Source organism: Deinococcus radiopugnans ATCC 19172 (assembly GCF_006335125.1).
GTDB classification, from domain to species: Bacteria; Deinococcota; Deinococci; order Deinococcales; family Deinococcaceae; genus Deinococcus; species Deinococcus radiopugnans.
Window position 1 is genome coordinate 194,855 of sequence record NZ_VDMO01000001.1, and the last position, 14,724, is coordinate 209,578.

General features: G+C 66.0%; 12 protein-coding genes. 9 read left to right on the top strand and 3 right to left on the bottom strand.

Annotated features, from left to right (window positions below; all coding sequences use genetic code 11):
* Nucleotides 1–3: 3 nt before the first annotated feature.
* A complete protein-coding gene (locus tag FHR04_RS00805) occupies nt 4–1,200 on the bottom strand; it encodes a hypothetical protein (protein WP_139399968.1) in 1,197 nt (398 codons plus the stop codon).
* A 233-nt stretch (nt 1,201–1,433) separates the two neighbouring features.
* On the opposite strand from FHR04_RS00805, the gene FHR04_RS00810 reads away from it, so the two are divergent.
* The 9 genes from FHR04_RS00810 to FHR04_RS00850 all read left to right on the top strand — a co-directional run bounded on the left by FHR04_RS00810 (nt 1,434) and on the right by FHR04_RS00850 (nt 11,386).
* Nucleotides 1,434–3,032 carry a peptide ABC transporter substrate-binding protein gene (locus tag FHR04_RS00810; RefSeq protein WP_249038903.1) on the top strand — a complete coding sequence of 533 codons (1,599 nt, stop codon included), beginning with the start codon at nt 1,434–1,436 and terminating at the stop codon, nt 3,030–3,032.
* Between the two features lie 94 nt (nt 3,033–3,126).
* The gene (locus FHR04_RS00815) at nt 3,127–4,080 is read left to right on the top strand and encodes an ABC transporter permease (RefSeq protein WP_139399970.1); all 954 of its coding nucleotides are present in this window, start codon (nt 3,127–3,129) and stop codon (nt 4,078–4,080) included.
* Entirely contained in the window at nt 4,073–4,963 is an 891-nt protein-coding gene (gene opp4C / locus FHR04_RS00820; protein ID WP_139399972.1) for an oligopeptide ABC transporter permease, read from the top strand. Before FHR04_RS00815 ends, opp4C begins: the two co-directional genes overlap by 8 nt.
* A gap of 29 nt (nt 4,964–4,992) precedes the next feature.
* Nucleotides 4,993–6,072, top strand: coding sequence for a ketopantoate reductase family protein (locus tag FHR04_RS00825; protein WP_139399974.1), 1,080 nt, complete (start codon nt 4,993–4,995; stop codon nt 6,070–6,072).
* Nucleotides 6,069–7,193 (top strand): Gfo/Idh/MocA family protein, encoded by a 1,125-nt coding sequence (locus tag FHR04_RS00830; RefSeq protein WP_139399976.1) that lies wholly within the window; start codon nt 6,069–6,071, stop codon nt 7,191–7,193. The genes FHR04_RS00825 and FHR04_RS00830 overlap by 4 nt, the downstream gene beginning before the upstream one ends.
* The gene (locus FHR04_RS00835) at nt 7,190–8,806 is read left to right on the top strand and encodes a DUF885 family protein (protein ID WP_249038904.1); all 1,617 of its coding nucleotides are present in this window, start codon (nt 7,190–7,192) and stop codon (nt 8,804–8,806) included. Before FHR04_RS00830 ends, FHR04_RS00835 begins: the two co-directional genes overlap by 4 nt.
* Complete coding sequence (locus FHR04_RS00840) at nt 8,803–9,501, top strand: RraA family protein (protein ID WP_139399978.1); 699 nt, start codon at nt 8,803–8,805, stop codon at nt 9,499–9,501. Before FHR04_RS00835 ends, FHR04_RS00840 begins: the two co-directional genes overlap by 4 nt.
* Nucleotides 9,501–10,289 (top strand): SDR family oxidoreductase, encoded by a 789-nt coding sequence (locus FHR04_RS00845; RefSeq protein ID WP_139399980.1) that lies wholly within the window; start codon nt 9,501–9,503, stop codon nt 10,287–10,289. The genes FHR04_RS00840 and FHR04_RS00845 overlap by 1 nt, the downstream gene beginning before the upstream one ends.
* Nucleotides 10,286–11,386, top strand: coding sequence for an aminopeptidase (locus tag FHR04_RS00850; RefSeq protein WP_249038905.1), 1,101 nt, complete (start codon nt 10,286–10,288; stop codon nt 11,384–11,386). The genes FHR04_RS00845 and FHR04_RS00850 overlap by 4 nt, the downstream gene beginning before the upstream one ends.
* Before the next feature lie 128 nt (nt 11,387–11,514).
* Here FHR04_RS00850 and FHR04_RS00855 read toward each other — a convergent pair whose 3' ends face one another.
* Together FHR04_RS00855 and FHR04_RS00860 are read right to left on the bottom strand one after the other, a co-directional pair.
* Nucleotides 11,515–13,170: an AfsR/SARP family transcriptional regulator gene (locus FHR04_RS00855; RefSeq protein ID WP_139399982.1), complete on the bottom strand. Its 1,656-nt coding sequence runs from the start codon at nt 13,168–13,170 to the stop codon at nt 11,515–11,517.
* A 179-nt stretch (nt 13,171–13,349) separates the two neighbouring features.
* Nucleotides 13,350–14,708: an MFS transporter gene (locus FHR04_RS00860; protein WP_139399983.1), complete on the bottom strand. Its 1,359-nt coding sequence runs from the start codon at nt 14,706–14,708 to the stop codon at nt 13,350–13,352.
* Nucleotides 14,709–14,724: the final 16 nt, after the last annotated feature.

Below are 14,724 nucleotides of genomic sequence, written 5' to 3' on the forward strand. Positions count from 1 at the left end.
AGTCTAGGAGCCAAACATCCGCAGGCTGCGCGGAGAGTGCATCTGGCCGTACAGCGTGTCGATAAAGGCGGACCATTGCCCCTCGCTCAGGCCCTCGCGCACCTCGCGCACCGCCTCGTTGCCGAACCAGTACGAGGCGATGAACGGTCCCCGGAAGCTGTAGCTGGCAAAGCGGATGCGCCCCTCGATCCAGGCCCGCTGCCCGAAGGAATAGCGTTCCAGAAAGTCCATCACGCGGTCCTCGGCCCAGTTCTCGCCCATCTGATACCACGCCGCACTCGTGGCGCTGGCGCTGCGCACCCGCCGCAGCTGGGCATGCACCGCGTCGTCCTGGTGTTCAACCCAGTCCAGCAGTTCCACGCCCTGATCCCCGATGCCCTCCTGCACGCAGCCGGTCACGGCGTTGGTGGTGCACAGCAGCACGTCGGCGGTGCTCTGGCCGCTGCCCGCCTTGTCGCGGGTGTACAGCAGCTGGGTGGAGTGGCCCGGAAAGACCTCGTGGCAGACCAGATGCTTGAGGGCCGCCCGCGTGAAGTTAAGGTCCATGTTCAGGTCCATCTGCCCCTGGTTGAAGTTGCAGCGCGCAGTGAACGGGACGTCGCGCAGGGGATTCAGGCGCATGGTGTAGTCACCCGTCGGGTAGATCCGGGCGTCGGTGCGGCGCTGCGCTTCGGCCATCAGTTCGGTAAAGACCGGTTCGAGCTGGCCCGAGTCCAGCGCCCGCTCCTCCTCCCAGCGCCCGATGCGCTCGGCCAGCGTGCCGTGGCGCATTCCGGCCTGATCCAGCATCCCCTCCAGCTGACCGTGCATCTCCAGCAGCTGATCGTCGCTGATCGGCTGGGCCGGCACGCCCACCAGGCCCTCGAGCTTCTCGCGGAAGCTCAAGACCTCGCCCTCGAACAGCCGGGTGGCCGTTCTCAGCGAGCGCAGCATGTCGTCCAGGAAGACATGCCGCGCGCCCGCCGGGGACTGGGCCACCTGCCGTTCCAGATCATCGAGCTCGGTGTGGACCGCGTCCCAGTCGCTCAGGGCCAGCGGCGGCACCAGCTCGTCGCCCAGATAGATCGGCACCAGCCCCTCGCTGTCGAGTACGCCGTGCCCGCGTGAGAGCTGGCGTTCGAGGTGGTCCATCCCGATGGTCAGGGCCGTGAGCTGGCGGCCCAGCGAAGCGTCGTTTGGGGCTGCGTTCTGGTTCTCCATGTTGTTCCTCCTGAATGCCGCCCATCATTCCGTCAAGTGGAACTTAAAGTCAAGCCTTCATTCCATATCCCGGAATATAAGAGGTTTTCTGGGATGCAATTCGGGCTTGACTTCACCGCATAAGTATGCATACACTACTGTGCAAACCTTAACTCATATTCTGGTTTTGATCGGTCTGGCCGCACTTTTCTCACTCATCGGAGGTTAGAAATATGGGTACTCAGATTCAGACAGTGAATTCCACCATGCAGAAGCGCTTGGTCCTCGGACTCAGCGCGGCGATCCTGCTGGGCGGAATGGGATTGGCGCAGCAGCGCGGCGGCACCCTGACCGTCGGACTCAGCTACGACATCGACACGCTCAACGTCTATTCCACAGGTTTTCTGGGCGACGTGCAGGCCACTGTGGCCGAGGGTCTGGTGGCCCCCAACGAGAAGGCGGAATACGTGCCGGTGCTGGCGACGCGCGTGCCCACGGTGCAGAACGGCGGCATCAAGGTGGCCGCCGACAACAAGAGCATGGTGGTCACGTACCAGCTCCGGCCCGGCGTCAAGTGGTCCGACGGCAAGCCGTTCACCTCGGCCGACGTGAAGTTCACCTGGGAGGCCGTCAAGAATCCCAAATTCATCGCCGAGTCCAAGGACGGGACCGAGGACATCTCCTCCATCAGCACGCCCAACGACCTGACCGTGGTGGTCAACTACAAGCGCGTGGCGCCCGACTTCAAGAGCACGCTGTTCACCTTCGGCATTCTGCCCAAGCACACCCTGGAGGGCAAGGACCTCAACACCGACAACTACAACCAGATGCCGCTGGGCACCGGCCCCTTCAAGGTCACCCAGTACGTCAAGGGGCAGTACGTGGTGCTGGACCGCAACCCCTACTACTGGCGCAAGGACAAGGCGGGCGTGCAGCTGCCGTACCTGGACAAGATGATCTTCAAGATCATTCCCGACAGCAACACGCTGGTCACCCAGCTCAAGTCCGGCGAGATCCAGATGGCCACCAGCGTGCCGTACTCCCAGGTGCCCCAGCTCAGCGCCCAGGCCGGCCTGAAGGTCATCAAGAACCCGGTGCTGTCCTGGCAACACTTGGACTTCAACCTGAAAGGTCCCGCCGCGCTGCGCGACATCAACGTCCGCAAAGCCGTCGCTCACGGCCTGGACCGGTCCACCATCTCCAAGGCGCTGGGCGGCTACCCCATTCCCATCGACACCGTGGTGGTGCCCGTCTTCTCGTACAGCAACAAGGACGTGCCGAAGTACCCCTACGATCCGGCCAAGGCCAAGCAGCTGCTGGACGCCGCCGGGTACAAGCCGGGCAGCGACGGCATCCGCGCCAAGAACGGTCAGCGTCTGAGCTTCAACATCATGGCGCAGGCGGGCCGCTCCACCGACGAGGACGCCCAGCAGGTGATGATCGCCCAGATGAAGGCCATCGGTATCGAACTCAAGCCCGACAACAAGGCCGGCGTGGCCCTGCGCGACGCCCGCTACAAGGGCGGCTATGACCTGTACTACGGCGGCTGGATCACCTCGGCTGACCCGTCCTACGGCGTCTTCTTCGGCACCAAGGGCCCCAACAACGGCCAGGGCTACAGCAACCCCAAGGTTGACGCGCTGCTGGCCACCGCAGACAGCAGCCTGGATCCGGCAGTCCGGAACAAGGCCCTGCGCGACTTCCAGACGGTACTGATGCAGGATCTGCCCACGATCCCCGTGACCTCCAACCCGTCCATGATCGTCGTGACCGATAAACTCGGCGGTTTCGTCTCCAATCCCACCAACATGACCAACTTCATCAACACCAGCGGCTGGTATCTGAAGAAGTAGAGCAAGAGGCGCAGGCCCCGCATCGGCCCTCACCATTCGGCCTGCGGGGCCTGCGCTCATGATCTCCACGCCACCACACTGCGAAGGGAGCTGCATGAGTCTGTCGTACATTTTCAAACGCCTGCTGGGCATGATCCCGCTGCTGCTGGGCGTCTCGCTGATTCTGTTTGGCGTGCTGCATCTGGCCCCTGGCGGCCCACTGGACGTCTACGCCGACAACCCCTCGGTGACCCAGGAAGCGCTGGAGAACATGAAGCGCGCCTTTGGGCTGGACCAGCCGCTGCCCGTGCAGTATTTCCGGTGGGTCACCGCCTTCTTCCAGGGCGAGTGGGGCTTTTCGATTCGCAGCGCACAGCCGGTGATGGAGGAGGTGCTGTCGCGCGTGCCCGCCACGCTGATGCTGAGCGGCAGCGCCTTTGTCCTGGCCCTGCTCGTGGCCCTGCCCCTGGGCATCCTGAGCGCCACCCGCCGCTACACCGGGGTGGACTACTTCATTACCCTGATGTCCTTTCTGGGCATCAGCATGCCGGTGTTCTGGCTGGCGTTGATGCTGCAGCTGCTGTTCGCGGTGCAGTGGAAAGTGCTGCCCTCGGCGGGCATGCAGACCATCGGGGACGGCTCGCTGCCCGACCTCCTGCGCCACCTGATCCTGCCGGTGTTTATCCTGGCCTTCGCCTCGGTGGCCGGCTGGAGCCGCTACATGCGCTCCAGCATGGTGGAAATCCTGAGCCAGGACTACATCCGCACCGCCCGCGCCAAGGGAGTCTCGGCCCGGCGGGTCACGTATTCCCACGCCTTCAGGAATGCCCTGATTCCGGTGGTCACGGTGGTGGCGCTGGATTCGGCGGCCATTCTGTCGGGCGCGGTGATCACCGAGACGATCTTCGCGTGGCCGGGCCTGGGCCGCCTGTTCATCGAGTCGATGAATGGCCGCGACTACCCGGTGCTGATGGCCCTGCTGATGGTCGGCTCGTTTGCGCTGGTGGTCAGCAATCTCGTGGCTGACCTGGCCTACAGCCTGATCGATCCCAGGATTCGCTATGACTGACACGCTTGGCAACCAGGCCGTTCCGGCCAGCCGCAGACGGCGCGAGGGCTTCTGGCCCACCCTGATCGCCCGCTTCCTGAAGCACAAACTGGCCGTGCTGGGCCTGGTGGTGCTGATTCTGCTGGGCCTGCTGGCCATCTTCGCGCCGCTTCTCGCGCCATATACCTTCGACGGTCAGGACGCCAGCATCATCGGCCAGCCGCAACCGCCCAGCGCCGCACACCCGATGGGCACCGATCAGCTGGGCCGCGACGCCTTCACGCGGGTGCTGTACGGCGCGCGCATCTCGCTGATGGTGGGGCTGTTCAGCGCGCTGCTGGCCACCTTCCTGGGCACCCTGGTGGGCGCGTTGTCCGGCTACTACCGGGGCTGGACCGACACCGTGCTGATGCGCATCACCGACGTGGTGCTGTGCATTCCTCTGCTGCCGCTGATCATTCTGCTGTCGGGCATCTTGCGGCCCAGCGTGACGCTGCTGATCGTGATCGTGGGCAGCCTGAGCTGGATGGGCACCGCCCGGCTGGTCCGCAGCCAGTTCCTGAGCCTGCGTGAGCGCGAATTCGTCGAAGCGTCGCGCGCCCTGGGCGGCGGCGACAACCGCGTGATGTTCCGTCACATCCTGCCCAATGCCCTCGGCCCGATCATCGTGTCCACCACGCTGTCGGTGGGCGGCACCATCATGCTCGAAAGTGCGCTGTCGTTCCTGGGGCTGGGCGTGCAGCCGCCGACGCCCACCTGGGGCAATCTGCTGAACTACGCCAGCCAGTGGCTGACCGCCGCGCCGTGGCTGGCCGTCTTCCCGGGGCTGATGATCCTGATCACCGTCCTGGCCGTCAACTTTCTGGGCGACGGTTTGCGCGACGCTTTCGACCCACGCAACTGAAACCCGCCAACTCAAAGCAAGGAGACAACATGAAGATCACGATTCTGGGCGCAGGAGCCATCGGCGGCCTCGCCGGGGCCTACATGGCAAAGGCTGGACACGACGTGACGCTGGTGGACCGCTGGGCCGAGCACATCGACGCCATCAAGGCGCACGGCCTGAAGGTGGACGGCGTGCGCGGAGACTTGCACTTCCACGTGAACGCCCTGCATCCGGGTGAGCTGGAAGGCCCGCTGGAAGCCGTGCTGATCGCCACCAAGAGCCAGCACACCATCGAGGCGCTGGAAAGCGTGCTGCCGCTGTTCGGCCCCGACACGTTCGTGGTGTCGTACCAGAACGGCTTCAACGAACACGACATCGCCGCCCGGCTGACCGAGGCAGGACTGGGTGGCCTGGAACGCGTGATCGGCTCCATCCCCAATTACGGCGGCGCGCTGGTGGACCCCGGCTACCTGGAATTCGTCCACGAGGGGGCCATTCAGCTGGGCGAGATGACCGGCGAGCGCACGCCGCGCCTGCTGGAGCTGGCAGACAAACTTTCGGCCCTGACCGAGGTGCAGCTCTCAGACAACATCTGGGGGCAGATCTGGGCCAAGGAGGTCTACAGCGCCCAGGTGGTGTTCAGCGCCCTGGTCAACGCGCCGATCCGCGAGACGCTGGGCGTGGAACGGTACGCCCGTGTGGCCGGCGCGGTGGTGCGCGAGGCGCTGGAAATCGCCGAGGCCAACGGCATCACGGTGGAAGCCTTCGATTTCTTCGATCCGGCCAATTACAAGCCGCAGACGCCCCAGGACACCCAGAAGCTGATCGACAACATCAACCACGCGGTCTGGCTGCTCAAGAAGGACCAGAAACCCGACGCCCACCAGTTCAAGAAAAAGGGCAGCGGCATCTGGTGGGACATCGTCTACCGCAACCGGCCCTCCGAGGTGCGCTCCAGCAACGGCAAGCTGGTGGACTACGCCGCGCAGGTGGGGGCCGACGCCCGCCTGAACGCCAAGCTGTGCGAGATGATCTACGAGATCGAGGGCGGCCAGCGGCAGCTCGGCTTTGAGAATTACGACGAGCTGGAAGCGTACGTCGCCTCCATCGGCAAGGCGCTGCCATGAGCGGGGAAAAGAAGCTGGGCGTCGGTGTGATCGGCGCGCACGCCTGGGCCGAGCAGGCGCACCTGCCGGGCTACCACGCCTATGACCGCGCCGATCTGGTGGCCATCTGCGACACCGTGCCGGAACGGGCCGAGGCGCTGGCCCGAAAGTTCGGCATCCGCAAGATCTACACCGACGCCAGCGAACTGATCAACGATCCTGAAGTTGAGATGGTGGATGTCTGCACGCCCACCGACACGCACCTGCCGCTGAGTCTGGCAGCGATTCATGCGGGCAAGCACGTCATTTCCGAGAAGCCATTGGCGCACGACGCGAAGGATGCCTTTGCCGCCGCCGCACGCGCCCAGGAGAAGGGGGTCCGCACCAAGCTGGGCTTTACCTTCCGCTACTCGCCCGCCATCCGCCAGATCAAGACGTGGGTGGACGACGGCACGCTGGGCGAGATCTTCCACGTTCACGGCCTGGAGCAGAACTCGCAGTTCCTCGATCCCACCTACCCACTGCGTCAGGTGCCGCAGGACGCCGACTGGACGCAGCTGATTCCCTCGTCCATCGTGGGCTACGGTTCGCACCTGCTGGATCTGGTGCGCTGGTGCGCGGGCGAATACCAGAGCGTGATCGGCAGTTTGCATAACTATGTCCCCGAACGCATCGTGCGCGGTTACGAGGGCATGCAGCGTATTCCGGTGGAGGACGGCGCAGTGGCCCTGGCCGAGTTCGCCAGCGGGGCGCAGGGCATCCTGCAGACGTCGTACATCGCGGTGGGCAACTACCCCGGCGTGGAGTTGCGGATCTACGGCAGCAAAGGCGCGGCGGTGGCCCGGCTGGTGGAGGAGAACGGCATCGCCGAAACGCTGCACTTCGCCACGCCCGACGCGGTGGAGTTCCGCAAAATTGACCTGCCGAGCGCGGCCTACCCGCCCGGCACCACGCTGCACACGCCCTGGCCGGAGCTGTACTACCGCAATCTGATCCGCTTCTGGGTGGACGAGATTCTGGACGATCTGCCCGGCGAATGCACCTTCTACGACGGGGCCAAGAGCCAGGAGACGGTCAACGCCATCGTGCAGTCGTTCCGGGAACGGCGCTGGGTGGACCTGCCGAAGGTTGAGGCGCCGTGAGCCAGCTTGAGGGGTGGGTTGAGCAATACCTTGCCCTGCACGCCCAGTTCCGCCCGGTGGACGCCTCGTTCATGGGGTTGCCGGGGCACGATGACCGTTTGCCTCCGGTGGGCGCAGAAGCGCTGGACAAGGAGCGCCATGATCTCGCCAACCTCTTGCAGAGGGTAGAAGCCTGGACAGGTGAAGCTGGGACGGCGGGAGAGCGGCTGGATATGTGGCTGCTGCGCTCACAACTGCGCGTCACCCTGCGTGAGGCGCGGGAGCGCCCCCGCCAGCACAACCCGGCCTTCTACACGGGCGAGGCGGCCTTCGGCCTGATCAGCCTGCTGCTGCCGAGCGTACGCCCGACGAATACGGAGGCCGTCCTGGCACGGCTGAAGGCCATGCCCGAATTTCTGGCCACAGGCACCAGAACGTTGGCGCCGCTGAACCTGCCCGCCGACTGGGTGGAACGGGCCCGGAAGGAGGCGGAAGCGCTGGAAGCCTTACTCCTGCGCGGTCTGTCCAAGCATCCCGACGCTCAAGCGGAGTGGCGGGAACCTGCCGCCCAGGCTGCCGCCGCCGTTCAGGCCTTCGCCCTGGCCTTAAAGGTGGGTGACGCTGATCCGGCCTGCGGGCGCGACCATCTGGAATTCCTGATGCGCGAGGCCCACGCCCTGCCCTCTTCAGCGGCGGCGGCTGAGCAGAGGGCGCAGGCTGCGTTTGACCACCTGGGTTCGGAACTTGTGAAAATGGCCCACGAGCTGGACCCGGCCAGAAGCTGGCAGGAGCAACTGGCCGACCTGGAAGCGCAACATCCCGCTTTAGAAGACGTGCAGGCCACCTATCAGGACTGGCACAATCGCGCTCTGGACGCCGCCGGGGGACTCGTGACGCCCGCCCGCGAGTACGGCCTGGCCTTCGAGTTTCTCCCCGAGTGGGCCAGGGAAGCCGCTGGAGCGCTGTATTTCCTGTTCTACCGCTCGCCACCCGCCGAGCACCCTGGGGGCGGCAGCCTCTACTGGATCTTTCCGCCCGGCGACGACACGGCGGCGTACCTGCGCGGCCAGAACATTCCGTTCATCAAGGCCGTCCACGCCGTCCACCACGGCAGCGTCGGCCACCACACCCAGAACGCACGGGCGCGGGGGGCAGCTTCGCGCCTCGCGCAACTGGGCGGCACCGACTGCGCCAGCGGCATCGCCTTTCTGAGCGCAGGCACGCTGGTGGAGGGCTGGGCCTGCTACGCCGAGGATCTGCTACTGGAGGCGCCCGGTTTCTACACGCCGCAGGAAGAACTGCTGCTCAAGCAGTTCGAGTTCCGCAACGCCGCGTGCTGCCTGGCCGACATCCGGTTGCACACCGGACAGTGGACGCTGGCGCAGATGCGGGCGTTTTACCGGGACGAGGTGGGCTTCGCGCCGGGCCGCGTCTGGGCCGAGACGACGCGCAACAGCATCTACCCGGCCACCCGGCTGATGTACTGGCTGGGGACGCAGGTGATCCGGGAACTGCGCGCCGAGCTTGACCTCGCGCCGCAGGTCTTCCATGATCGGCTTCTCTCTTACGGCTGCGCCCCGGTCACCCTGATCGCGGACGAGATGCGCCGCCAGCACCCACAAGGAACCGTATGACTGCAACACACGAACCCCTTTCCAAAGAGCGCAGGGCCGAACTGCGCGAACGTTATCTCAAGGTCGATACGGCCAACGTTGCCGACGTGCTGGACGAGCTGGGCCACCCTGATTACGGCCTGGCCAGCAGCTTCTGGCCCATCCACGAGTCGCAGAACAAGATGGCAGGCTGGGCCTACACCATTCGCGGCCAGATGACGCCGTATTCCGGCACGGGCGATCCCGAAAAGATGAAGGCCGTCTCCGGTCTGCAGGACGGCGAAATCAGCGTCTGGAGCGGTGGCGGCGCGTCGGGCGTCTGCTTTTTCGGCGAGCTGATCGCCCTGGGGATGCAGCACCGGGGCTGTGTGGGCTCGCTGATCGACGGCGGCATCCGCGACATCGAGTGGATCGGCAAGATGAATTTCCCGGTGTTCACGCAGTACCGCAGCCCGGTGCAGTCCATCGGACGCTGGGGGGTCAACGCCTGGCAGGTGCCGGTGTACCTGCCGGGGGCCACCGCCGAGCGTGTCAGGGTCCGCCCCGGTGACCTGATTCTGGCAGACGTGGACGGCGTGATCCTGGTCCCGCAGGAACTGGCCGAACCGGTGCTGGAACGGGCCGAGGAATTGACCCGCAAGGAAGTCGCCATCCGCGAGGATCTGAACCGGGGCCTGGGCCTGCCCGAAGTGCTGGAAAAGTACGGGCACGTCTGATGGATCTTGGATTACAGGGAAAAACAGCGCTGGTGACGGCGGCCAGCGCAGGCCTGGGCTACGCGACGGCGGCGGCCCTCTCGGCGGAGGGCGCGCGGGTGGCGATCTGCTCGCGCGATCTGGGCCGCGCTCAGGCCTCGGCAACGCGCATTCACACGGAAACGGGCCACGAGGTGCTGGCCTTCGAGGCCGACGTCGCCAGCGAGACCGATCTGACCCGTCTGTTTGGCGAGGTGGGGGCGGCCTTTGGTTCGCTGGACATTCTGGTGTGCAACGCGGGTGGGCCGCCTCCGGGCAACTTTTCCGCGCTGAACGAGGAACAGTGGGCCACCGGGGTGCAATTGACCTTGATGAGCGTGGTTCGCAGCGTCCGGCTGGCGCTGCCCTTGATGCGGCAGGCGGGCGGCGGGCGCATCCTGGCCCTGCTGAGCAGCAGCGTCAAGAAACCCATCGACAACCTGACCCTGTCCAACACCTTCCGGCCTGCCGTGTACGGGCTGTGCAAGAGCCTGTCGCTGGAACTGGCCGGGGACCACATTCAGGTCAACGGACTGGCCCCCGGAAGAATCGAGACCGAGCGCATCAATCAGCTCGACGACGCCCAGGCGCAGAAACGCGGCGTCAGCCGCGCCGAGATTCGCACCGCCTCCGAGGCGCAGATTCCGATGGGCCGCCTGGGGCAACCACATGAATTCGGGCGGGTGGCGGCGTTCCTGTGTTCGCCCGCCGCCATCTACGTCAACGGCAGCGTGCTGCTGGTGGACGGAGGAGCCGTGACCAGTCTATGAGTGACCAGCTGATGAACGAGCCATCCAATTACGATCCCAAAGCCCACGCCCGCCTGCTGACCGACTACTGCGTGGACGCCCAGCCCGGCCAGCGGGTGCTGGTGCAGGCCACCACCCTGGCCCTGCCGCTGGTGGAGGAACTGCACCGCCTGCTGCTGGAGCGCGGCGCAACCCCGCTGATCCGGCTGGAATACCCGACTCAACTGGAAGACTTTCAGCGTTTAGCCTCCGATTCGTTGCTGGACGCCACTGAGCCTTTGCTGCTGGCGGAGGTGGAGAGCCTCGACGCCTCCATCCGCATCCTGACGCCTTCTACCCCGGCCGAGGGCCTTGATCCGCAGCGGGTGGCCCGTCACCGCAAGGCCATGAACCCGGTGGCCCGCGCCCGCGCCGGGCGGCGCTGGAACCTGAGCCTGTTCCCCACCGCCTACGGCGCCCAGGCCGCGAACATGACCCTGCCCCAGTACGAGGCGTTCGTGTCGGGCGCCATGTTTCTGGATACGCCCGATCCGGTGGCGAAGTGGGGCGAGATCCGTGACTTGCAGGCAGGGTTGATCGAGCGCCTGTCGCGCGCCCGCGAGGTCCGCATCGTGGGCGAGGACACCGATCTGACGCTGAACATCGCGGGCAGAGCGTGGGTCAACAGCGACGGCAAGCGCAACATGCCGTCGGGCGAGGTCTTCACCGGCCCCATCGAAACCAGCGCCAATGGCCAGATTCTGTTCGATCTGCCCACGGTCTACGGGGGCGCGGCGGTGCGGAACGTGCGGCTGACCTTCAAGGACGGTCTGGTGGTGGACGCCCATGCCGAGCAGGGCGAGGCGGCGCTGCGGGCTGCGCTGGACACCGATGACGGCGCCCGGTGGCTGGGCGAGCTGGGCATCGGCAGCAACGCCGGCATCCAGGCCCCCAGCCAGAACATCCTGTTCGACGAGAAGATCGGCGGCACGGTGCATCTGGCGCTGGGCAACGGCTACCCCGAAACCGGCGGCACCAACGTCTCGGCGCTGCACTGGGATCTGATCAAGGACCTGCGGCAGGGCGGGCAGATTCTGCTGGACGGCGAGGTCTTTCAGGACGGCGGACGCTTCGTGTAGGCCGCGCCAGCCAGAGCACCTCGGCACAAAGCATCCGGCTCACGCCGCGTCCCCCCTTCCCCCCCATTCTGGGAACGGCGGGAAAGCGGCGTGAACCGGCTTCCGCTTGCCGGGGCGACCCTGGCCGGTCAGGAAAACAGGGCCGGGCGGGGACAGTCGGGTGGAACGGCCCCGTAGGCGCGAACGTAGCGTTCCCAGCAGCTCTGGGCATCCTCCAGGCGGCCACGCCGGGTCAGCAGGTCAATCAGCGCCGCGTACGCCTCGAAACGGTTGGGATCAATGGTCAGGATGCGGGTGTAGGCCGTCTGGGCGCTCTGCCACTGTCCGGCCTCGCGCTGGATGTCCGCCGTCCGGAACAGCGCGCGCAGGGCGAGTTCGCGCAGATAGTCGCGTTCCAGCACGTACCAGTCGGTAAAGGGATCATCCTCCAGAAAATCGCCCCGGTACAGTTCCAGCGCCCGCGCGTAGGTGGTCACCGCCTCCTCGCCGTGCTGCGTGTCGCCCCGGCGCACCAGCAGCTCGAAGTCCTGCACATCCAGCCGCACGGGCAGGCCCGGCGCGAACCGGTAGGCCCCGCCGTCGCGCACCAGCACGGGTGCGTCCTCTGCCTCCGGCGGTTCCAGCACCTGCCGCAGCGCGTTCAGGGTCACGTGCAACCGGGCCAGCACCCGCTGCCCGTACGCCTCGCCCGGCCACAGCGCGTCGCACAGTTCCTCCACCGTCACCGGGCGGCCCCAGCGGGTGACCAGCAACTTGAGCAGTTCGTGGGCCTGCCGCCGTTTGAAGTCGCGGGGCGTGAGCACCTGACCGTCACGGCGCACCCGGAAGGCCCCCAGCGTTTCGATTTCCAGCCACGGCCCCGGGGCAGCTTCGGGCCGCCCGGTCCCCAGTTCCAGGGCGTGCGCGGCCAGCCGGGTCATCCACAGCAGCGGCGCGGCGGCCTCGGTCAGCACACCGGGGGTCAGAGCTTTGGAGAACTGCACCGTCTCCACGCCGATCACCTCGCCGCCGCTCCAGACTGGCAGGCACACCGTCTGCACGTCACCAGGCTGCAACGGGCAGTTCAGTTCGGCGTGGCCCGAGATCTGCACCAGCCCGCGCAGGGCCGGACAGCGCTCCGGGCCGGGACACGGGCGAATCTGGCCCGGATGGGTTTCCACCACCTCGCCCTGACGCGGATGCAACGCCGCCCGCAGCGCGGAGGTGGCCCGCAGGTTCTCCTCGAGCAGTCCCAGCGCCCGCTCGTCCGGCGAGTGACCCGCCTGCACGCGTTCCAGCGTGCGCTCGCTCAGCGACGTCAGCACCGCGTACAGGCTGGCGGCCAGCAGCGGGGCGATCTGTTCCAGACTGTGCCGCGCCCCCTCCAGTTGTTCGGCGCTGTGGGCCGCCAGATTCAGCACGCCGATCACCGCGTGCGGCAGCGCCAGCGGCACGCTGACGAACGCGTGATAGCCCAGTGTCTTGACCCGCCCACGCACGAAGCGCGGCTCGTCTTCCAGGCCAGCGCACGCCAGCACCGCCCGCTCCTGGGCGGCGCGGCCCGGAAAACCCTCGCCAAAGCGGAACACCGTGCGCTCGAAGAACGCCGCGTGATCTCCCCCGGAATAGCCGCTCAGGAACAGCGTGGTCTGCTGCGGGTCGGCCAGGAACAGCTCGGCCACGTCCATGCCCGTCGCCCGGCGCAGATCGTCGAGCAAGACCCGCACCACGTGAAAGAATTGCCGTGGATCGCTGCTGAGCGTCCCAGCAGTCCAGCTCAGGGTCTGCATGAGTTGGGTGGGCATCCTGACAGTATGGACGATTACATCTCAGAGGACTGTTCCAGTTCCTTAAAAAGACCTGAAAGCCAGCTCCTAAACTCGGTGGAACGTGGCCCGACTCCACCACGCTGTCCACTTCCGTGACCATCCAGAGACCAAAAAAACCCTCTCGCCAGGGAGAGGGCAGGATGACAAGGACGGCGTCAACTCGGCTTCTCGGCGCCCCGGCGGCCGTAGAAGTACCAGTTGAGGCCCAGGTTCAGCACGCAGAACACCGCCAGCCCGTAGAAGAAACCCTTGACATTCCCGCTGGCCGCCAGGTTGAAGCTGATCAGCATGCTGACGATGAACGGCCCGAACGCGGCGATGGCCGCCGTCCAGCCGATCACGCCTGAGCTGTACGGCGGGTTGAAGATGATGGGCATCTGCCGGAAGGTGGCCGCGTTGCCGATGCCGCTGAAGAAGAAGATGGCGAGCATGGTGCCCACGAACAGCGGGAAGGTGGTCAGATCGGTGGGCGTGACGTAAAAGGTCACCGCAATGGCCGAGAGGCCCATGCCGACGGCACTGATGCTGGTCAGGATCGCGCCGCCGGTCTTGTCGGCAATCAACCCGAACAGCACCCGCACCGCCGAGCCGATCAGCGGCCCCAGGAAGGCGAATTTTAGGGGCAGCGGCGCGTTCTCAAAGCCGCCGTACAGCGTCTTGATCAGCAGCGGGAAGGCGGCGGCCAGCCCGCTGAAGGCCCCGAAGGTCATCATGTAGATGCTGGTCATGATCCAGGTGTGCTTGTCCCCAAAGATGGCCAGTTGCTCTTTCATGTTGGCCTTGATCGGCACGCTGCGGATCAGCAGCCAGCTCAGGGCGGCGGCGGCGATCAGCCACGGGATGTACACCCACGAGGCATTCTGCAGCCAGATGGTGCTGGTCTTGCCCGCGAAGACCCACTGCTCGGACTGGCTGCCCAGGAACCAGAACAGGTTGACGCCCACCACCCACGGCGTCAGGAACTGCACCAGCGACACGCCGAAGTTGCCGATGCCCGCCTGGATGCCCAGCGCCGCGCCCTGCATCTTCTTGGGGAAAAACAGGCTGGTGCTGGGCATGAACGAGCTGAAGTTGCCCCCGCCCATCCCGGCCAGGAAGGCCAGCGAAAGCAGCACCCAGAACGGCGTCTCCGGGTTTTGTACCGCCAGCCCCCACCCCACCGCCGGAATCAGCAGACCCAGCGTGGAGACAGTCAGCGTGGTGCGCGAGCCGTAGGTGGGCACCAGGAACATGTGGCGCAGCCGGGTCAGGCCTGCCGCGAGCCCCGGCATGGCGGTCAGCCAGAACAATTGATCCTTGCTGAGGTTAAAGCCGATGTCGTTCAGGCGCACGACGATGGCCGACACCATGAACCACACCGCGAAGGCCAGCGTGAGGCCGAAGGTGGTGACCCACAGCGTTTTCCACGCGCGGGCCTTGCCCTCCCGCTCCCAGAAGACGGGATCGTTGGGCGTCCACTCGGGCAGGTAGCTGGAGGACTGGTGGTTGGCTTTGGAAGATTCGGAGGTGGTCACACAGGCTCCTTGAGGT

Excerpts from the sequence above, each read along its gene's own strand:
- FHR04_RS00830 (WP_139399976.1), top strand. The coding sequence starts at position 6,069 with ATGAGCGGGGAAAAGAAGCTGGGCGTCGGTGTGATCGGCGCGCACGCC.
- FHR04_RS00840 (WP_139399978.1), top strand. The coding sequence starts at position 8,803 with ATGACTGCAACACACGAACCCCTTTCCAAAGAGCGCAGGGCCGAACTG.
- FHR04_RS00825 (WP_139399974.1), top strand. The coding sequence starts at position 4,993 with ATGAAGATCACGATTCTGGGCGCAGGAGCCATCGGCGGCCTCGCCGGG.
- opp4C (WP_139399972.1), top strand. The coding sequence starts at position 4,073 with ATGACTGACACGCTTGGCAACCAGGCCGTTCCGGCCAGCCGCAGACGG.
- FHR04_RS00815 (WP_139399970.1), top strand. The coding sequence starts at position 3,127 with ATGAGTCTGTCGTACATTTTCAAACGCCTGCTGGGCATGATCCCGCTG.
- FHR04_RS00805 (WP_139399968.1), bottom strand. The coding sequence starts at position 1,200 with ATGGAGAACCAGAACGCAGCCCCAAACGACGCTTCGCTGGGCCGCCAG.
- FHR04_RS00845 (WP_139399980.1), top strand. The coding sequence starts at position 9,501 with ATGGATCTTGGATTACAGGGAAAAACAGCGCTGGTGACGGCGGCCAGC.
- FHR04_RS00855 (WP_139399982.1), bottom strand. The coding sequence starts at position 13,170 with ATGCCCACCCAACTCATGCAGACCCTGAGCTGGACTGCTGGGACGCTC.
- FHR04_RS00850 (WP_249038905.1), top strand. The coding sequence starts at position 10,286 with ATGAGTGACCAGCTGATGAACGAGCCATCCAATTACGATCCCAAAGCC.